The 15,604-nt window shown below is 68.2% G+C and carries 17 protein-coding genes; 3 read left to right on the top strand and 14 right to left on the bottom strand.

Annotated features, from left to right (window positions below; genetic code table 11):
* Positions 1–13 precede the first annotated feature (13 nt).
* From G3I54_RS36060 to G3I54_RS36125, 14 genes are all read right to left on the bottom strand, one after another.
* Positions 14–955 carry a phage tail domain-containing protein gene (locus G3I54_RS36060; RefSeq protein ID WP_239144738.1) on the bottom strand — a complete coding sequence of 314 codons (942 nt, stop codon included), beginning with the start codon at positions 953–955 and terminating at the stop codon, positions 14–16.
* Positions 955–6,819 carry a peptidoglycan DD-metalloendopeptidase family protein gene (locus tag G3I54_RS36065; protein ID WP_164621078.1) on the bottom strand — a complete coding sequence of 1,955 codons (5,865 nt, stop codon included), beginning with the start codon at positions 6,817–6,819 and terminating at the stop codon, positions 955–957. The genes G3I54_RS36060 and G3I54_RS36065 overlap by 1 nt, the downstream gene beginning before the upstream one ends.
* 14 nt (positions 6,820–6,833) lie before the next feature.
* Complete coding sequence (locus G3I54_RS36070; RefSeq protein WP_164621080.1) at positions 6,834–7,226, bottom strand: hypothetical protein; 393 nt, start codon at positions 7,224–7,226, stop codon at positions 6,834–6,836.
* Positions 7,227–7,240: 14 nt separating this feature from the next.
* Positions 7,241–7,654: a hypothetical protein gene (locus G3I54_RS36075; protein ID WP_164621082.1), complete on the bottom strand. Its 414-nt coding sequence runs from the start codon at positions 7,652–7,654 to the stop codon at positions 7,241–7,243.
* 102 nt (positions 7,655–7,756) lie between these two features.
* Positions 7,757–8,344, bottom strand: a complete 588-nt coding sequence (locus G3I54_RS36080) for a phage tail protein (protein WP_164621084.1) — start codon at positions 8,342–8,344, stop codon at positions 7,757–7,759.
* A gap of 10 nt (positions 8,345–8,354) precedes the next feature.
* Positions 8,355–8,786 carry a hypothetical protein gene (locus tag G3I54_RS36085; protein ID WP_164621086.1) on the bottom strand — a complete coding sequence of 144 codons (432 nt, stop codon included), beginning with the start codon at positions 8,784–8,786 and terminating at the stop codon, positions 8,355–8,357.
* A gap of 2 nt (positions 8,787–8,788) precedes the next feature.
* Positions 8,789–8,986 (bottom strand): hypothetical protein, encoded by a 198-nt coding sequence (locus G3I54_RS36090; RefSeq protein ID WP_164621088.1) that lies wholly within the window; start codon positions 8,984–8,986, stop codon positions 8,789–8,791.
* On the bottom strand, positions 8,979–9,311 hold the full coding sequence (locus tag G3I54_RS36095) for an HK97 gp10 family phage protein (RefSeq protein ID WP_164621090.1): 333 nt from the start codon (positions 9,309–9,311) through the stop codon (positions 8,979–8,981). Before G3I54_RS36095 ends, G3I54_RS36090 begins: the two co-directional genes overlap by 8 nt.
* The gene (locus tag G3I54_RS36100; protein ID WP_343240508.1) at positions 9,308–9,619 is read right to left on the bottom strand and encodes a hypothetical protein; all 312 of its coding nucleotides are present in this window, start codon (positions 9,617–9,619) and stop codon (positions 9,308–9,310) included. The genes G3I54_RS36095 and G3I54_RS36100 overlap by 4 nt, the downstream gene beginning before the upstream one ends.
* 26 nt (positions 9,620–9,645) lie before the next feature.
* Entirely contained in the window at positions 9,646–10,020 is a 375-nt protein-coding gene (locus tag G3I54_RS36105; RefSeq protein ID WP_164621094.1) for a hypothetical protein, read from the bottom strand.
* A gap of 3 nt (positions 10,021–10,023) precedes the next feature.
* Positions 10,024–10,695: a hypothetical protein gene (locus tag G3I54_RS36110; RefSeq protein ID WP_164621096.1), complete on the bottom strand. Its 672-nt coding sequence runs from the start codon at positions 10,693–10,695 to the stop codon at positions 10,024–10,026.
* Positions 10,695–11,069 (bottom strand): hypothetical protein, encoded by a 375-nt coding sequence (locus G3I54_RS36115; protein WP_164621098.1) that lies wholly within the window; start codon positions 11,067–11,069, stop codon positions 10,695–10,697. The genes G3I54_RS36110 and G3I54_RS36115 overlap by 1 nt, the downstream gene beginning before the upstream one ends.
* Before the next feature lie 40 nt (positions 11,070–11,109).
* Positions 11,110–11,970: a P22 coat protein - protein 5 domain protein gene (locus tag G3I54_RS36120; protein WP_164621100.1), complete on the bottom strand. Its 861-nt coding sequence runs from the start codon at positions 11,968–11,970 to the stop codon at positions 11,110–11,112.
* Between the two features lie 9 nt (positions 11,971–11,979).
* Entirely contained in the window at positions 11,980–12,768 is a 789-nt protein-coding gene (locus G3I54_RS36125; protein WP_164621102.1) for a hypothetical protein, read from the bottom strand.
* Between the two features lie 155 nt (positions 12,769–12,923).
* Here G3I54_RS36125 and G3I54_RS36130 point away from each other — a divergent pair, with 155 nt between their 5' ends.
* From G3I54_RS36130 to G3I54_RS36140, 3 genes are read left to right on the top strand one after another with little or no spacing between them, the layout of a single operon-like run.
* Positions 12,924–13,793, top strand: a complete 870-nt coding sequence (locus G3I54_RS36130; RefSeq protein ID WP_203687679.1) for a hypothetical protein — start codon at positions 12,924–12,926, stop codon at positions 13,791–13,793.
* Between the two features lie 41 nt (positions 13,794–13,834).
* Positions 13,835–14,350 carry a hypothetical protein gene (locus G3I54_RS36135; protein ID WP_239144739.1) on the top strand — a complete coding sequence of 172 codons (516 nt, stop codon included), beginning with the start codon at positions 13,835–13,837 and terminating at the stop codon, positions 14,348–14,350.
* 3 nt (positions 14,351–14,353) lie between these two features.
* Positions 14,354–15,604, top strand: coding sequence for a PBSX family phage terminase large subunit (locus G3I54_RS36140; protein ID WP_164621109.1), 1,251 nt, complete (start codon positions 14,354–14,356; stop codon positions 15,602–15,604).

The following is a 15,604-nucleotide window of genomic DNA, read 5'->3' on the forward strand; positions in this document are numbered from 1 at the left end:
AGGTCTCCTCCTCTCAGGCGGCCAGGTAGCGGGGCTGGTATGTCATGCGGACGGACGTGTCAGACGTGGAGCCGGCCACGGTGAGGGTGAGCTCGTTGACGCCGGTCTCTAGTGGCCACAGGGCTGAGGCGTTGGACAGGTTCGGCCACAGGTTGGTGGCGCCGTTCAGGAGAGCGGTTTGGCGGCGTTCCCGGGTGTCGATGACGATCGTGTCCGCGCCGGTGATGGTGCGAGTGAGCACGAGGGTCTGCCCGGTCGTGGTGTTGGTGAGGGTGACCGACGTGGCCGGACCCTTGATCGTCCACACGGGGAAGGCGTCGTCGTCGCCGTCGTTGTCGACGGTGACCGCGCCCAGCACCTGGGAGTCGCCCACGACGAGCGGCAGGAACGGGAAGAAGTCCCCGCCCGTGCTGTTCTTCCACTCTGTGGTGACCTCTCCCCCAGTCCAGTACGGGGACGGGGCGGCGAACGTGATGACCCCGATGCACCAGCGGCGGCCCGCGGCGTCGAGGGATTCGTCGCCTTCCATGCCGTCCTGGTAGCGGACCCCGATACTGCGGGCGTCGCCGTCGGGCTGGGTGAGGGTCAGGGTTCCTTGCCCGCGCTTCGGGTTGAGGGAGCGAATGAACGCGCGCCGGCGAGCCAGGTACGCGGCCCTGCTGTCGTTGGCCCAGAACGCGATGGGGATCGAGATGGTTTTGCCTTGGGCTCGGACTTGGCGTACTTCGTAGCCGTCGATGCCGGGGGATTCGTCGGTGGCCATGGCGTAGTAGGGCATGTCGAGGCCCTTGATGCCGGGCTGTACAACCCAGCCGCGCTCCCAGTCTGTGAGGAGCGTCGTCACGCCACCAGGATCCGTGAAGCTGACGAGCGGCATCTCGACGATGCGCTGCGGCCACTCCCACGGTGGCGGCTGCTCGATCGGTGGGGTTGTTGAGGCGACGAGGATCGGCATCAGTTGGCTCCGATCATGGCGGGGCGGTGGAGCATGTCGTCCTGGGCGAGTGCGTCGAGGATGCTGCGGCGGGACGCGGTTTCGCGGACGAGCGCGTTGTAGTGCAGGTGCCGGTCGCCGGTGGTGTTGTTGACCGTGTTGGCCTCGGTACGAGCCACGGTGGCTGCGGCGGTGGAGCGGACGACGCGGGCCATGGAGGCGGCGGCTGCTGCGGCTTGCGGGATGGTGTCGCGGACGCCGCGGACGAACCCGAGGCCGGTGAACCGGCCGAGGCTGGCGAGTACCTGCGACGGCGACTTGATCTTCAGTTCGACCTTGATGGTCTTCTGGATCTTCTTCGCCAGATCAGCCATCGCCTTGACGATGTCCTTCTCCTGCGCCTTCAGCCCCGCCAAGTACCCCTTCCCGGACATGGCCCCGGCGTCGTACATGACGTCAGCAGCGGACTGCCCGTAGGCGGTGGCAGCCTTCCCGATCTGCACCTGAGTCGCGTTGATGGACTTCAACTGCGCGTCCGTGGCCTTCACGAGGGCTGCCGCATACGGTGCGCCCTGGTCGGGGCCGGCGGCGATGAGCTGGCCGAGGAACTCCTTCGACAGGCCCCGCTTCCCAAGGGTGGTCAGGTTCGCGGAGAACGCCTGGAGCTGCCCGAGGCGGACCTTCAGGCCGGACAGGATGCCTTCCGGACCGAAGGGGAGGCCTGAGTTGGGGAGGCCGGTGAGGGAGGCGAAGTTCCCTGCGCTGGCGGTTGTCTCCTTCGCGAACGTGTTGGCCTGTGCGATCTTCGCGGTGAGCGCGTCACGCTGCCCGGCGAGCTTCTGGAGGGTCTTGTTCTGGGCGTTGAGGTTCTTGATGAGCCGGTCGTCAAGGGTGGTCTTCACGCCCTTGAACGCGTTCTTCACTGCGGTGGCCACGGTGGTCATGGCCTTGTCGATCGCGGACGCCGTACCAGCCAGAGCCTTCAGGAAGTTCGCGCCGACGCTCGCCGCAATGGGCCCGGTGTCGATGGACTTCCCGCCGACCCGGATGACACCGCCGGTTGCGTACCCGCCGCGCCGGAGCCCGGTGTTGATCTGCACCCCGCCGCCGACGATGCCGCCGAGGGCGTAGCCGCCGGGCCGGTTGTACGCCGACGACAGTGACCCGTAGCGGGCGAGGGCGTAGCGCATGGAGGCGTAGATGTTCGCCATCGGGTCGATGCTGACCCCGTACATCTTGGGTCCGGTCTTGCGGTACTTCCCGGCGTAGGCGTTGAACGTCGGCTCGATGACCTGCAACAACCCGACGCTGGGCGTTCCGTTGATCCAGTTGATGTCGTTGCGGTTGACGGCCTTCGGGTTACCGCCCGACTCCTGGCCCATCCGGCGAAGCGTCGTGTTCACCAGCGACAGGGACTGCCCGACCTGCCCCAGCGCCTGGGTGACGACGCCGCGGAAGCGTTCCACCCCGGCCCCGCCGGATCCGCCGTCGCCTCCGCCTTCGAGGTAGCGCATGGGGTCGACGGTCTTGCCGTTGATGCGGGCTTCGAGGTGGAGGTGCGGGCCGGTTGTGTTGCCGGTGGCACCAACACGGCCGATCTGCTGGCCGCGCTTCACTGTGTCGGATGCGCGCGCGAGCATGGCGGACATGTGGGCGTACAGGGACGACAGGCCGCTGCCGTGGTTGATTTCGATGTGCTTGCCGTAGGGCCCCGAGTCGATGGCCTGCCGGACAATCCCGGAGTCAACCGCCCGGATCGGCGTGCCGGTCTTCGCCGGGAAATCCAGCCCGGTGTGCCGGCCGCTGGACCACATGAGCCCCGGCTTGCCGAAGGGGGTGCCGTAGGGGGCGGAAACGGGCTTGAGCCACTGGCCGGTGCCTTCGACGATGTCCTTGCCGCGGATGTAGTCGATGGCCTTGTTGATGAGCCCGATCGGGGCCTGCCCGATCATGCCGGGCCAGGTGCCCTTGTTCTTCCCGAGGGCCTTCGTGATGCCCTTCTTCACCGGGGAGAACGCGGACTCGGCGAGGTCGGCCAACCCGCCGCGGGCTACGTCGGCGCCCTTGGAGAGGACGTTGCCTACGGCGTTGGTGATGCCGTCGAAGATGCCGCCCTCGGCGAAGCCGCGGAAGGCGCGCAGGGACTGGCCGCGCATGGCGGCCTGGTTGACGGCGTGGAGCCGGGCCCGCTCATACGGGTCGCGCATCGCCTCGGAAACGTACACGCCTTCGCCGCGGCGCATGGGGACAAGCTGGTCGTCGCCCTGCCGCCAGTTGCTGAAGCCCGGGAGGATCCCGCCCCTCGCGAAGCCCTTCGGCATGCCCATGGGCTTGAGGTCGTCGACGCCCGGGATCTTCGCCGCGGTCTTGTTCCAGACTGCGACAATGCCCTTGTTGTAGACGACGTCAATCCAGAACTTGATAGGGGCCTTGACCAGGTTCTTGAGTCCGGCCCAGATCTTTCCGATGCCTTCCTTCAAGGTCTCGAAGGCGTCGGAGAGTTTCTCGGCGAAGCCGTCGAAGCCCTTACGAACGCTGCCCCAGGCGCCGGACGCGGTCGTCTTGATGTCGTTCCACAGGCCGGACCATGCCCCGGACACCTTGTCGCGGATCCAGTTGAAGATCCGGATCGCGCCGTCTCGGAGGTCTCTGAACCACCGGATGGCACCGTTGACGATGTCGGGGATGACGGAGTGCCCGAGAAGGAAGTCGTAGAGCCACTCGAACGCCTTGGCTATCTTGTCCGTCAGCCACTTCACCGCGTCGACGCCAGGCTGGATGTCCTTGCGAAGGTTCGTCATTGACTTGATGAACTCGCGCATTGCGGGGATGACGATCCGCAGGATGATGGCCGTGGCTAGCTGCGTCATCAGCATGGAGAACTGGATCAGCGGCGGCAGAAGCGGCAGGATCGCGGGCAGGAGCTGGATCAGGAACTCGGTCCCCAGCAACGCCAGCTGAGGGAGCAACGGCGCCAGGGCGAGGAGGATGTCACCGATCGACTTGCCGAGCTGCATCAGTGGCGGCACGAGCATCGGAATGATCGGCAGCAGCTGTTGCAGGACCCGCATGAACGCCACCGCGTACTGCCCAGCCAGCTCGGCAATGACCGCAGACAGGCCCTCGATGATCGGCGAGAGAATCGGGCCGAGCATCCCGGCGATCTGGGCGATGACCGGGGCCAGCTCATTGAAGACGACGATCAGCGTGTCAAAGATCGGGGTCACGAGCGGCAGCAGGTCGGCGATCAGTTTCCCGAGGACCGGAAGCAGCGGCGACACGGCCTTGACCAACGCGATGACAGCCTGGGTTGCCACCACCAACACCGGCCCCAGCGCTTCGGCGATCGGGAGGAGTGCACCGCCCAGTGACTCCAGCAGTGCGCCGATCGCAGGTCCGAGGAGCTTCGAGATCTGAATCACCGACGGGGCCAGGGCAGCGAGGATGGGCAGCACTGCCTGGATCGCGGTTCCCAGTGCCCCGGCGATCAGCCCGGCGACAGCCTGGACGGCGGAGAAGATCGCTTTCAGAGAGGCCTGGACCTCGGGCAGGGCGGTGACCCGGCGAATTTCCTTCAGGGCCTCGCCGACGATGGCGAAGAAGTCGCCGCCCCCGTCTGCGGCGGCCCCGAAGACGTTCTTGATGATTCCGCCGAGGTCCGCCAGCACCCCGCCGAACTGGACAGCGACGTCGAGGGCAGTGTTGATGGCCTCTTCAAGCTTGCCGTTCTCCAGGCCCTTGGCGAGCTTGGCCATGACTCGGTCCATGGCCTCGCCGGCCCCGCCTGTGATGCGGTCCCAGGCGGGGCCGGCGGCGATGGTGAGCTGGGACAGGCCGGTCAGGACTTGGCCGGGGATCTTGTTGAGGTTTCCGAGGCCGTTGCGGATGACGTCGAAGGTGCCCTTGAGCTGCCCGGTCTTTTCGAGGTTGTCGACGGCGGTGAGGGCGTTCTTCGCCATCGTGCTCAGCTCGGTGGCGGCGCCGACGAACCCGGCCCGGACGGTGGGGAGGATGCGCCCGCCGACGGCTTGGAGCCGGGTGCCGAGCCCGGCGAACAGGGCGTCCTGCACGTCGAGTTTCATGGCCCGCCAGGCGGGGGCCATCTCGCGGAGGGTGTTGACGAAGCCTCGGGCGTTCGGTGACAGCTTGCTTATGGCGTCGTCGAGCTTCGTGGTCTGCGTGGCGGCGGTCTGCTGAGCGTCAGCCACCGCGCGGGCAGCGTCGGCGACAGCCCGGTGGGCATCAGCAAGTCCGCGTTCCTGCTCGGCAACCTGCTGGTTCGCCGCCCGGATCCGCTCCTGCGCCTGCACGACCGCGTCGGACCCGGCGACCCCGGCCTTGTTCGCGGCCGCAGTGTCGACCTGGAGGCGCTTCTGCTGCCGCGTCTGCTCCTCCGCCGCTGCCCGCGCGCGCTCCAGGGCAAGGTCGGCTTGCTGGATCTGTAGCTGGGTTGCGGTGGGGTCGGAGCGGGTTTTCGCGAGGTCGAGTTCGGCTTGCTCAATGTCGAGGGCGGCCTGCTTCTGGTCGAGTGCGCCTTGGCGGAGGCGCTGGTTCATGTCCTCCAGGTCGCGGGTGGCCTGCCGTCGTGCTGCGGACAGGTCGGCCTGGGCTTGGCGGGCGGCCCGTTGGGCTTGGGACAGGTTGCGTTCGGCGTCGGCGACACCGCGCTGGGCGTTGGCGAGGGAGCGCTGCGCCGTCTCGACCTGCCGTGTTGCGGTGACGGCTGCTTGGGCTTCGGCGGGGGCGGGGTTGAGCGCGGCCTTGATCGCGTCACCCACCCCGGACGTACCGAGCTTGATGGCCCCGAAGGCGGTGGCGAGGGTGAGGATGGCGGGTGCCGCGACGGCGGCGAGCGGCCCCATCTGGGCGATGGCCTGGCCCATCGCGGACAGTTGCGGGGTGGCGAGGAGCGCGGCGGCGGCGAGTTTCGCGATGCGCCCCGACAGGATGCCCGCCTGGGCGGATGCGCTGCCTCCACTCCCGCCGAAGGACCCGAGGGCTGAGGTGATTCCGGCGAGCCCGAACAGGCGGGTGCGAATGTTGACGGTGCGGTCGCGCGAAACGTGGTTGAGGGCGGTGTTCGCGGCGGTGGTGTCCGCGCGTGCGGTGACGCGGGCCATGCGGGCGCGGGTGAGGTTCGCCAGATCGTTCGCCGCGACCCTGGTGTCGACGTCGACTCCGAGTCGGACACGCTGCCTTTGGGTGAGGCCCCGCAACTCGTTGGCGGCGACGCGGGTGTCGAGGGTGGCGCGGATCTGTACGAAGCGGTCGGCGGTGAGCTTGTCGAGGGCCTTCTCGACCTTCTTGTACGCCGCGTCTTGGATCTTGGCGACGATGTCGACGGTGGTCTGCCCGAACCCGGCGAGCTTCGCCTTGGCTGCGGTGTCGTCGACTTGGGCGACGATTCGGACGGTTCGTTCGTCGTTGAGGCGGGCGAGTGCCGTCTTGGCGGCCCGGTCTTCAAGCTGGGCGGTGATCTTTACGGTGCGCTGGTCGGTGAGCTTGCCGAGCGCGGTGCGGGCCGTGGTGTCGTCGAGTTCGGCCCGGACCTTTACGGTGCGGTCGCGGGTGAGCCGGGTCAGCGCCGTCGTGGCGGCCTTATCGTCGAGCTCAGCCGTCACCTTGATCGTGCGCGTCTTGGTCAGCTTAGTGAGCTTGGCCTCCGCCACGGTTGTAAGGAGGTCAACGCCGACCCGCACAGTGGGTGTGGCGGCGGCAAGCTTCCGCCGGATCCCGTCGAGGATCTGGTCTCCGGCGACCTGGCCGGCAAGCTTGGCGGGCTGGCGAATTGCGGAGGGCAGTTCGACGCGAAGCTTGTCGCCGAAGGACGACGTGTCCGGGATGAGTGATACCCGGGTGGATCCGACGAGTGTCGGCTCGGCCATGCTGCCCTCCCCTCCTACGGTGCTGCTTCGAGTTCGCGGAGCTTGCTGGCCCAGTGGTCGATCTCCGCTTGATCGGTCTGGGTGGTGCCGGGCGAAAACTGGTTGAGGACTGCCTCGCTGTACGCCGTGCCAGCGGCTTCGAGTTCGGCTTGCCTCTCGTCGACTTCCGTGGCCGGGGATTCGACAGGCGGCATGTCCGGCGGGTCGCCTTTAAGGTGGGCGGCCCATAGGACGCGGATCATGAGAAGGAGTGCGTTGTACTGGGCGGCTTGCAGGTAGGTGCCCTGTGTCCAACGCCGCCCGTCCACGTCCCCGGCGGTGGCCGCCTTCGTTGCGGAGTCCTCCGGGAGGTGTTCGACCAGGTCGCGGAGTTCCGCCCAGTTCATGGACCCCTCACCCCAGGACATGGCCCAGAACTCCTCTAGGCGGCGGCCGGGGTAGTACCGCTGGAGGTCGGCGCGGACGGCTCCGGGGTGCTCTCGGAGGAGCTGGAGGAGCCAGAGCCTTCCCCCGGGTTGGTGCCCGCCTCCTCGTTCAGCTCGTCGAGGATGTCCTTCAGCTCGCCGACGGTGAGGTGGGCGACTGTGACAAGCCGGTCGAAGGCTTCCTTCGGTCGGGCGATCTCGCGAAGGACGTTGAGGTTGGCGTTGCCACCCTTCTCCTCGACTTCCTCAATGACCTCCAGGGGCCAGTTGTCCTGCACAGGGAAGCTGCAGGTCTCCTCGACGCCGTCGGCGTTCTCGAAGACGACATCGAGGAACTGGAGCTTCTCGGCGGAGGCGCGCTGGGCGCGCATCTGCTGGAGGCGGATGACCTTGCGGTTGGGCTTCGACATGGGGTTGGTCCTTTACTCGGGCGGGGATGGGGCGGGGTGTTTCAGGTGGCCCGTCGCGCTCTCCCCGCCCCGGGTTGGAGCGCGACGGGCCACCAGTCGGGGTTAGGCGGGCAGGGTGACCTCGGTGATCATGTGCTGGACGGACTGGGCGCCGCCCGGGGCGCTGAGCGCGGTGAAGGTCAGTTCGTAGTTCGAGGAGTCGTCCGCGCTGTGCTTGCGGGCGCCTCGGTCGGATACGCCGCAGCGGGCGATCATGATGCGGTGGCGCTTGCCTCCGTAGATGACGTCCAGGCCGAGGGCGATCTCCACCGTGTCCTGGGTGCTACCGGAGCCGAAGGAGATGAACTGCTTCTTCGCCGGCGGGCCCTCCACTGCTGCGGTGCTGGTCATGTTCGCCAACTGCACCTGGTAGTAGAGGGACAGGAGCTGGGCGGTGGTCTCGCGGAACGTGAGCTTGAACGTCTGGGTGCGCTTTTTGGCGAGGTCGACGACGGGTGCGTCTTCGCCCCAGGCGTCGAGTTGGGTGCGCTCCTCGGCCATGGCCTCTTCGAGACCGTCGGGGGTGATGAACCCCATGTCGACGAAGTCGACGCCCCATGTGAGTTCGGGGCCGAGGGGGAATGTGGAGCCGACGGGGGCGGCGTAGGCCTTGCCCGCCGTACCGACGATGATGTTCGCAGAGTCGCCCACGACGGGCCTCCTAGCTGTTCGGGAGGGGTGGGCGGACGCTCATCCCCAGGATCATTCCGACGCGTGCGATGCCGGTGTTGGGCTCTTCTGGTCGGTCTTGCGGGCCGGTCTCCTGCGAGATGGCGCTGACGATGCCGTCCTCGGTGGACCGGCCGGGGAACAGCTCCCATGCGGCGCAGACCCAGAGGGCGAGGCGCATGGCCGCCCCCTCGTCGGCGGCATAGCAGTCGACCGAGAACCGGGGCCGGTCGGTAGTGGCCGGGTCGGACCAGCCGCGCATGGTGCTGGTGCCGCCGATCCTCAGGACCCTGACCGCCGGAAGCTTGGCGTTGAGTGCCTTGCCCTCGGGGAGCTTCGACGTCACGTAGGCGTCGGGCATGTCGAGGTCGAGAAGGTCGATGGCGACCTTCTTGCCGTCAGGGAGGATCAGCGGGGTGGCCATGGCTACTTGCCTGCGGCCTTCTGCGGCTGACTGCCGGTCGTCGGGTTCTTCTCGGTCGTCGCCTTGGGGGTGTCCTCGGCCGGTACGGCGAAGCCCTTCCAGCGGTGGACCTCGTCGGCGGGAACATCGACGATCTCGCCGGGCTGCTGCTTGCCCCGGGGGAACGTCAGGCGCATCTTCACGGTGCTGCGGTCAGACATGGTGGTCGCCTCCTGCGGCGTCGAGAGCGTTGCCGAGCGTGTGGTTCGGCAGGTGGATGCGGCGGCCGTGGCGGTCGGTCTGCCGGGTGCCGAGTTCCACGTAGATGGAGTGGTCAGCGTCAGCGTCGACGTGGCGGGTGCCGTCCGGGTCGGGGCGCTCCACAACGTGGATCTTCGAGCGGTACTCGCCGGTGTCGACCGGAGCCGTCAGCTGCGCCACGGCCTCAACCCGCCCCATTCGTGCGTCGAGGTCGGCCTGCACGTCGGGGTGCAGCACCAGCCCGGCGATGGCGTCCTCGTCAAGGTCGATGCGGATGTAGTTCATCCCGCCACCTCCAGCAGCCGCACCGTCTGCCCCGACAGCGGACCGGCCTCCTGAACGTCGCGCGGCACCCCGTCGACCTCCCAGGTGCGCCCGTCCCACTCAACGCGCTGCCACTCCGACACCTTCGGGGCGCGGCGCGGCATGAACAGCTGGGCAACAGTGGCCGTCTGGTCCTTGGCTTCCTTCGACTCCGAGGAAGACGCGTAGTCGACGGTGCACCCGTACACCGGGGTGCGGGTGGCGTGCGCCCAGTCCCGGACCTGCGTGTTGTAGTCCCCGTCGATCAGCGGCGCGTCGACAAGCACCACGGTTTGGCGTCCGATGTGGCCCGGCATCAGCCCACCACCAGCGGATCGAACCGGAACAACCCGCACGTCCGCAGCAGGTCCACCACAGACGGGGCGAGCTGCGCCGTCTGGCCCGCTGCCCCGCCCACCGTGCGCCGGGTGAACGACCGCTGCCCCGTCGACATCGACTGGAGATCGGCCTGGGCCTCGGTCTCGTCACCGCGGTCCAGCATCCAATGCACCTGCTGGACCGTCGCCTGCCGCAACACCTCCACCACGTCGGCGTCATCGCGGTCGTACCACGCGCCAAGAAGGGCGCGGTCGATCCGCTGCGACGCCAACGTCAACAGGCGCACAGCGTTCGGCGGGGCCGGCTCGGGGGCCAGCCACGCTGCGAGGTCGGGGACGGTCGCGTAGGGCACCGGCTACTCCTGGCCCTCTTCGGCGTCCTCGACGACCTGGGCGTAGTCCTGGCACTCCTGCTTGGTGGCGTCCTTCGCCTGGTCCGGGTCCATGCCCAGGGCAATGACGTACTCGCGCCACGTGTCGACCTTGGCGTTGGCCGCAGGCTTCTTCGGCAGGTCCGCCGTCGGCTCGTCTTCACCGTCTTCGGTCGGCGCATCGGACTTCCGAGGCTCCGACTTCGGGTGCACGTCGCCGCGCGCCTCGTTGGGCCGGCCGTCGACACTCGCATGCTCCGGGCCGCGGGCGCCTTCGCCTGCGTCACCGACTACACCGGTGTCGGTCTCCTCAACGGCGTCGACCCACTCCATCAGCTGCTGGTGGGACATGGTGGACGCCTTCGTGGCGAGCAGCCCGAGGCGCACCGCGTAGGTGGCCCACGCCCCGGTGTGATCGCCCGGTTCCGGCTTCTCCGGGGCCCCACGCACGTTCTTCCCGACCCGGGTGGCTGCGGGGGCGTCCGCGCCGTGATGGATGACCTGCGGCTGCACCTTCTGGCCCGGGTCCAGCAGCGGGTCACCGTCCTCCGCCAGGCGCAGCTCGCCCCGGTTGACCTGGGCGGCCATCATCGGGTCGAGCGGCTCGTCGAGCAGGACCCGCATGCCACCCGCGCCGACATACTCGCGGGCCGCCATCACAGGCTCCGGGAAAGCTTGAACGCGGTGATCGTGCCGGTGAACCCGGACTCGAAGTCGATGTTGAGTTTCCCCCCGTGCTGCAGGTAGCGGGCCTCGGAGAACGGGCCGACCCAGCGTGTGCCGGACGCGCCGACGGACACCTCGGTGTCGCCCTGGGTGCGCATCCACGCCGGGCCGTCCTTGCCGCCGGCGCGGACGGTGACCTTCTTGGCGGAACCTGCGGAGTTTGCGACCCGCAGCACAATGCGGGACGGGTCTGCAGCGTTGATGACGACGCCGTTCGTGACGAGCGTCGAGTCGATCGCCGTGCCGGTCGGGTCGGCGACGTCGGTGACGCCGAGGTTGGTCGGGGTGAGAGCAGTGCGCGGCATGATTCCTCCAGAGAGAACGCCGACGAGGTGATGGGAGGGATCAGGCGGACGGGTCGACGTAGGCGACGGCGATGCCCTCGGGGCGGATCAGCTTCGCGCCGTACACGTGCAGGCCACGGACGGCGTCGGCGATCGTCGACTCCAGGCGCAGCGCCTCGGTCTCCAGGATCTGGTCGACGAACGTCAGGGCGCCGGGGTAGCCGGCCTGGATGACCTGGGTGTCCGACGACGGGTTCGGGGTGACGTTGGACTCCAGAACGTCGAAGCCCGCGGCGCGGCCGACGATGCCGTTGCGGAGGCCCTGCTCGTTGCCGGAGGCGTCGACGCGAACGAACCGGTCGTCCTGGAGGAGCGCCCCGGTGAACTCCGGGGACACGACGACGTACCGGTCTATGCCGGGGACGTTGGCCCGGTTGAGCTTGGTGCGGAGCGGGATGAGGACCTTGTCCCAGGCGTCCTTGGGGTTCGTCGCGATGTTGACCGGGGAGCCGGAGGAGCCGACGACGTTGGACGGGGCGACCCCGGTGTACAGGGAAGCGACGTACCGGTCAGCCTGGGCGGCGAGCTTCCGGGCTGCGCGCTGGGTGGTCTTCGCCATCGGGTTGAGGGCGACCTGGGCCTTGTCGACGTCGTCGAGCTTGAACGCGAACGCGTCGCCCTGGTCGATGGGCAGGTCGAGACCGGCGGTGTCGATGTCTTCGTAGTTGATCGTGTCGCCGGACTTGTAGGGGAAGATCGACGGGTCGCCGATGGTGACGATCCGCACCGACTGGCCCTGCGAGGTGATCTCACCCTCGTAGTCGCGGTTGACGATCTGGGGCTGCGCGTAGACGAGTGCCTCGTCCAGACCGGCCAGGATCTGGGCGGACCAGATCTGGGGCTTGAACAGCGCGACGGACATGGTGGGTCCTTATCCGGCCCTGCCCAGGTAGCGGTCGAACCGCCCTTCGGCCATGGCCTGGTTGATCTGCTTGGGAGTCATGCGAGCTAGATCCGCCTCGCCCAGCTGCTTCTTGCTCCCACCGGCCCCATCCATCGGTGCGCCACCCGCCGGGGTGGGCTCCGGCTCCTGCTTCGGCGCCTTGGCCGCGAGCTTGGAGTTGCTGTCGACTGCCGTCCTCACGGCCTTGGCTACCGCTTCGTCGAACCCGTCTGCGTTGGGGTCGAGCTTCTCGATGGCCTTGGCGAAGTTGCGTGAGTCGAGCAGTGCGTCGGGGTCGCCGCCGTGCTTCCCGGCCGTCTTGTAGACGGCGAGTTCGACCTCTCGCTGGCGGGCGCGATCGTCGGACGCCTTGGTCCGGGTCTGCGCCTCGTCCAGCTGCTTGGCGAGCTCTTCGGGGGTTGCCGGCTTCTCCTCGTCGGTCTCCAGGCCGAACGCCTTGGCCACCCGTTTCATGAGGGTGTCCTGGTCGTCCTTAGCCCTTTGCTCCAGGGCTTCGCGCTTGGCCTTTTCGGCTGCGACGTCGCCGCGGAGGTTCTCGACGAGCTTCTGGAACTTCGCCGGGTCGAACTCGCCCTTGAACTCCGGGGACTTCCCCTTGGGCTCGGTGGCGGGCTCTGCCGGTTCAGCTGTGGTGGGTGCGGCCGGCTCTGGCTGGGCCGGTGCAGTTGGTGCGGCCGGGGGTGTGGGCGGGTTGTCCGGCTGGGTGCCGGGGTCTGCCGTGGTTCCCTCGGGTGCTGCGGGGGCGGGGGTCGTCATCTCGGTGCCTCCTTGGGCGGCCTGCACGCGGTTGCGACACCTTGTCCGCTGGCGTGTTAGCCCAGATGTTAACCCTGAACCCACCACAATGCTGCACAATCAAAGGTCATAGCGCAAGATGTCCTTAGAATCCAAGGCTCAAAGGGGTGGGTGGGATGGTCAGCAGCAACCGCATAGCCGACACAGCACGGCAACTCCCCGCCGCACTGCGACGCGTTGAGCAGCAAGCCGCCCGGGACGCCGCCCAGCCCCTCGCTCAGGCGCTCGCCGACGCCCAGCGTTCAGCGACCCGGCAGTGGCTCCACGCCACCAACAAGCAGGCCCTGCCGTCACCGACCGCCCTCGACCGGTACATCACGGCCGTCAGGCAGTTGCTCGCCGACGCGTTCCGCGGCAAGGGCAAGCTGGCCGCGGACGTCATCCGGATCGCTGCGTTCAGCTCCGCCCAGCTCAGCGCCCGTCAGGCTTCCGCGCTCGCCGCGGCGATGAGCGGCCAGCCCACCCCACCGGTGCAGCCCGTCATTGGGCCAGAGGCCACGGCCACCGTCGATGCCGTACCCGCAGCAGTCAAGGACGAACACAACCGGGCCCTTGCGCTCCTCACCGCGGCCAGCGTTACCGCCCTCGGGTTCGCAGCCGTCACCGGCGTGTTCAACCGGGCCCGCCGCGCTGTCACCCGCATCGCCCGCCACGCCGGCGGCACCGTCACCAGCGCCGCCGCACATGCCGCCGCTGCAGTCGCCCGCGGCATTGGGCCCAGCGCCCGGCTCCTGTGGGTCGCCGAACCCGGGGCGTGCCCGGCCTGCGCCGCCTACGCCGGGCGCAGTGTCGTGGCCGGCCGCCGGTTCCCCGCCGCACTCAGCCTCGACCCGCGGCGCACCGTCTTCGCCACCGCGCCCAAAGGGCCTCCCCTGCACCCGCACTGCCGGTGCTGGACCATCCCCTACTCCCCCACCTGGCCTGTCGACGGCACACCACTACCCGCCCTGCTGCGCCGGGCCGCACGAACCGATCGGAGAGCCTGATGACTGGTAACCCGCAGGAGGCCGAAGTGCCGACAGGAGTGATGGCCAAGGACCTTTGGGAACGGTTCCGTGAACTGCACGCCGAAGGGCTGGGACGTAACGCAATCTCCCGCGAAATGGGCAAATGCTACGCGGTGGTGTCACGCACCGCCGAGCACCTGGACCTCACCTTCGACCGGTCACGCATCGAAGCCGCAACCGCCGCACGCGTCGCCGACCTTGCCGAGCGGCGCAGCCTTCTCGCTGTGAAGTTCACCGACGTCGCCGAGGACTCCCTGGACCGGATCTACAAGCCGACGACGGTGTACGCGTTCGGCGGGGCGAAGAACACCTACGAGGAGCACACCTTCGACGAGGCCCCGGCCGCGGAGCGGCGGGCCCTGGTCGCCGCTGCGGGTACGGCGACGGACCGGTCGTTGAAGCTGGCGCCTGCTGAGGCTTCGTCGAACCTGGACGGGGCGAAGTCGATGCTGGGGAACCTGGGGAACTTGCTGTCTGTGTACTCGCAGAACATGGACGAGCAGGGCGCTGAGGCTGAGCCCATGGATCGGGCGTAGCTGATGTTGGACACCCTCCCGTTGTCGCGGAAGCAGATCAGGTCGGTCGCTGAGTCGACGACGAAGATCTCGTGCTGGGAGGGTGCCATTCGGTCAGGGAAGACAATCGCGTCCCTACTGAAGTGGTTGATCTTCATTGCGAATGCGCCGACGACGGGCGAACTCGTCATGATCGGCAAGACGTCGCAGACCATCCACCGCAACCTGTTCCTGCCCCTGCAGGACCCCGCCCTGTTCGGGGAGATCGCCCACCACATCCACTACACACCCGGTGCGCCAACAGCCCGGATTCTCGGCCGGGTTGTGCACGTCATCGGCGCCAACGACGCCAAGTCCGAACCGAAGATCCGAGGGATGACGGTGTGCGGGGCCTACGTCGACGAGGTCACCCTCGTCCCGCAAATCTTCTTCGAGCAGCTCTACGGCCGCATGTCCGTGCACGGCGCCCAAATGTTCTGCACGACGAACCCCGACAACCCCGCCCACTGGTTCATGCGGGACTGGCTCGCCCACGTCGGGAAGAAGCCGGTGCGCCGGTTCAGCTTCACGATCGACGACAACCCGTTCCTCGACCCCGAGTACGTCGCCGACATGAAGGCTTCCCACGAGGGCTTGTTCTACCGTCGGTTCATCCTCGGCGAGTGGGTGGCCGCCGAGGGCGCCATCTACGACTCGTGGGACCGCGAACGGCACATCGTCGATGCTCTGCCCCGTGAGGGCATCCGCCGGTGGATCAGCCTCGGTGTCGACTACGGCACGTCCAATCCGTTCCACGCCGTGCTCCTCGGCCTTGGCCGAGACCGCCGGCTGTACGCCGCGGCGGAGTGGCGGTACGAGGCGCGGCAGACGAAGAAGCAGCTCACCGACGCCGAGTACTCGCAGCGGATGCGGGCGTGGCTCACGGACGTGCCGGGGATCGGCCCGGTGCGCCCGCAGTTCGTGACCGTCGACCCGTCCGCGGCCAGCTTCAGTGCCCAGTTGCGCCGGGACCGGATGACACCGACCGCGGCGAAGAACGACGTCATGGACGGCATCCGCACCGTCTCCTCGCTCCTGGCCTCCAACCGGCTCCTCGTTCACGCCTCCTGCAAGGACCTCATCACCGAGATCGGCGGCTACTCCTGGGACGACAAGGCCGCCCTGCGCGGTGAGGAGCGCCCCATCAAGGTTGCCGACCATGGTGTCGACGCCCTCCGCTACGCGATCTTCACTACTCGTGCCCTGTGGCAGCGCCAGCTCGCCCTGGCCGCCTGA

The sequence above is a fragment of the Streptomyces sp. SID14515 genome, assembly GCF_010548505.1.
GTDB lineage: Bacteria > Actinomycetota > Actinomycetes > Streptomycetales > Streptomycetaceae > Streptomyces > Streptomyces caviscabies.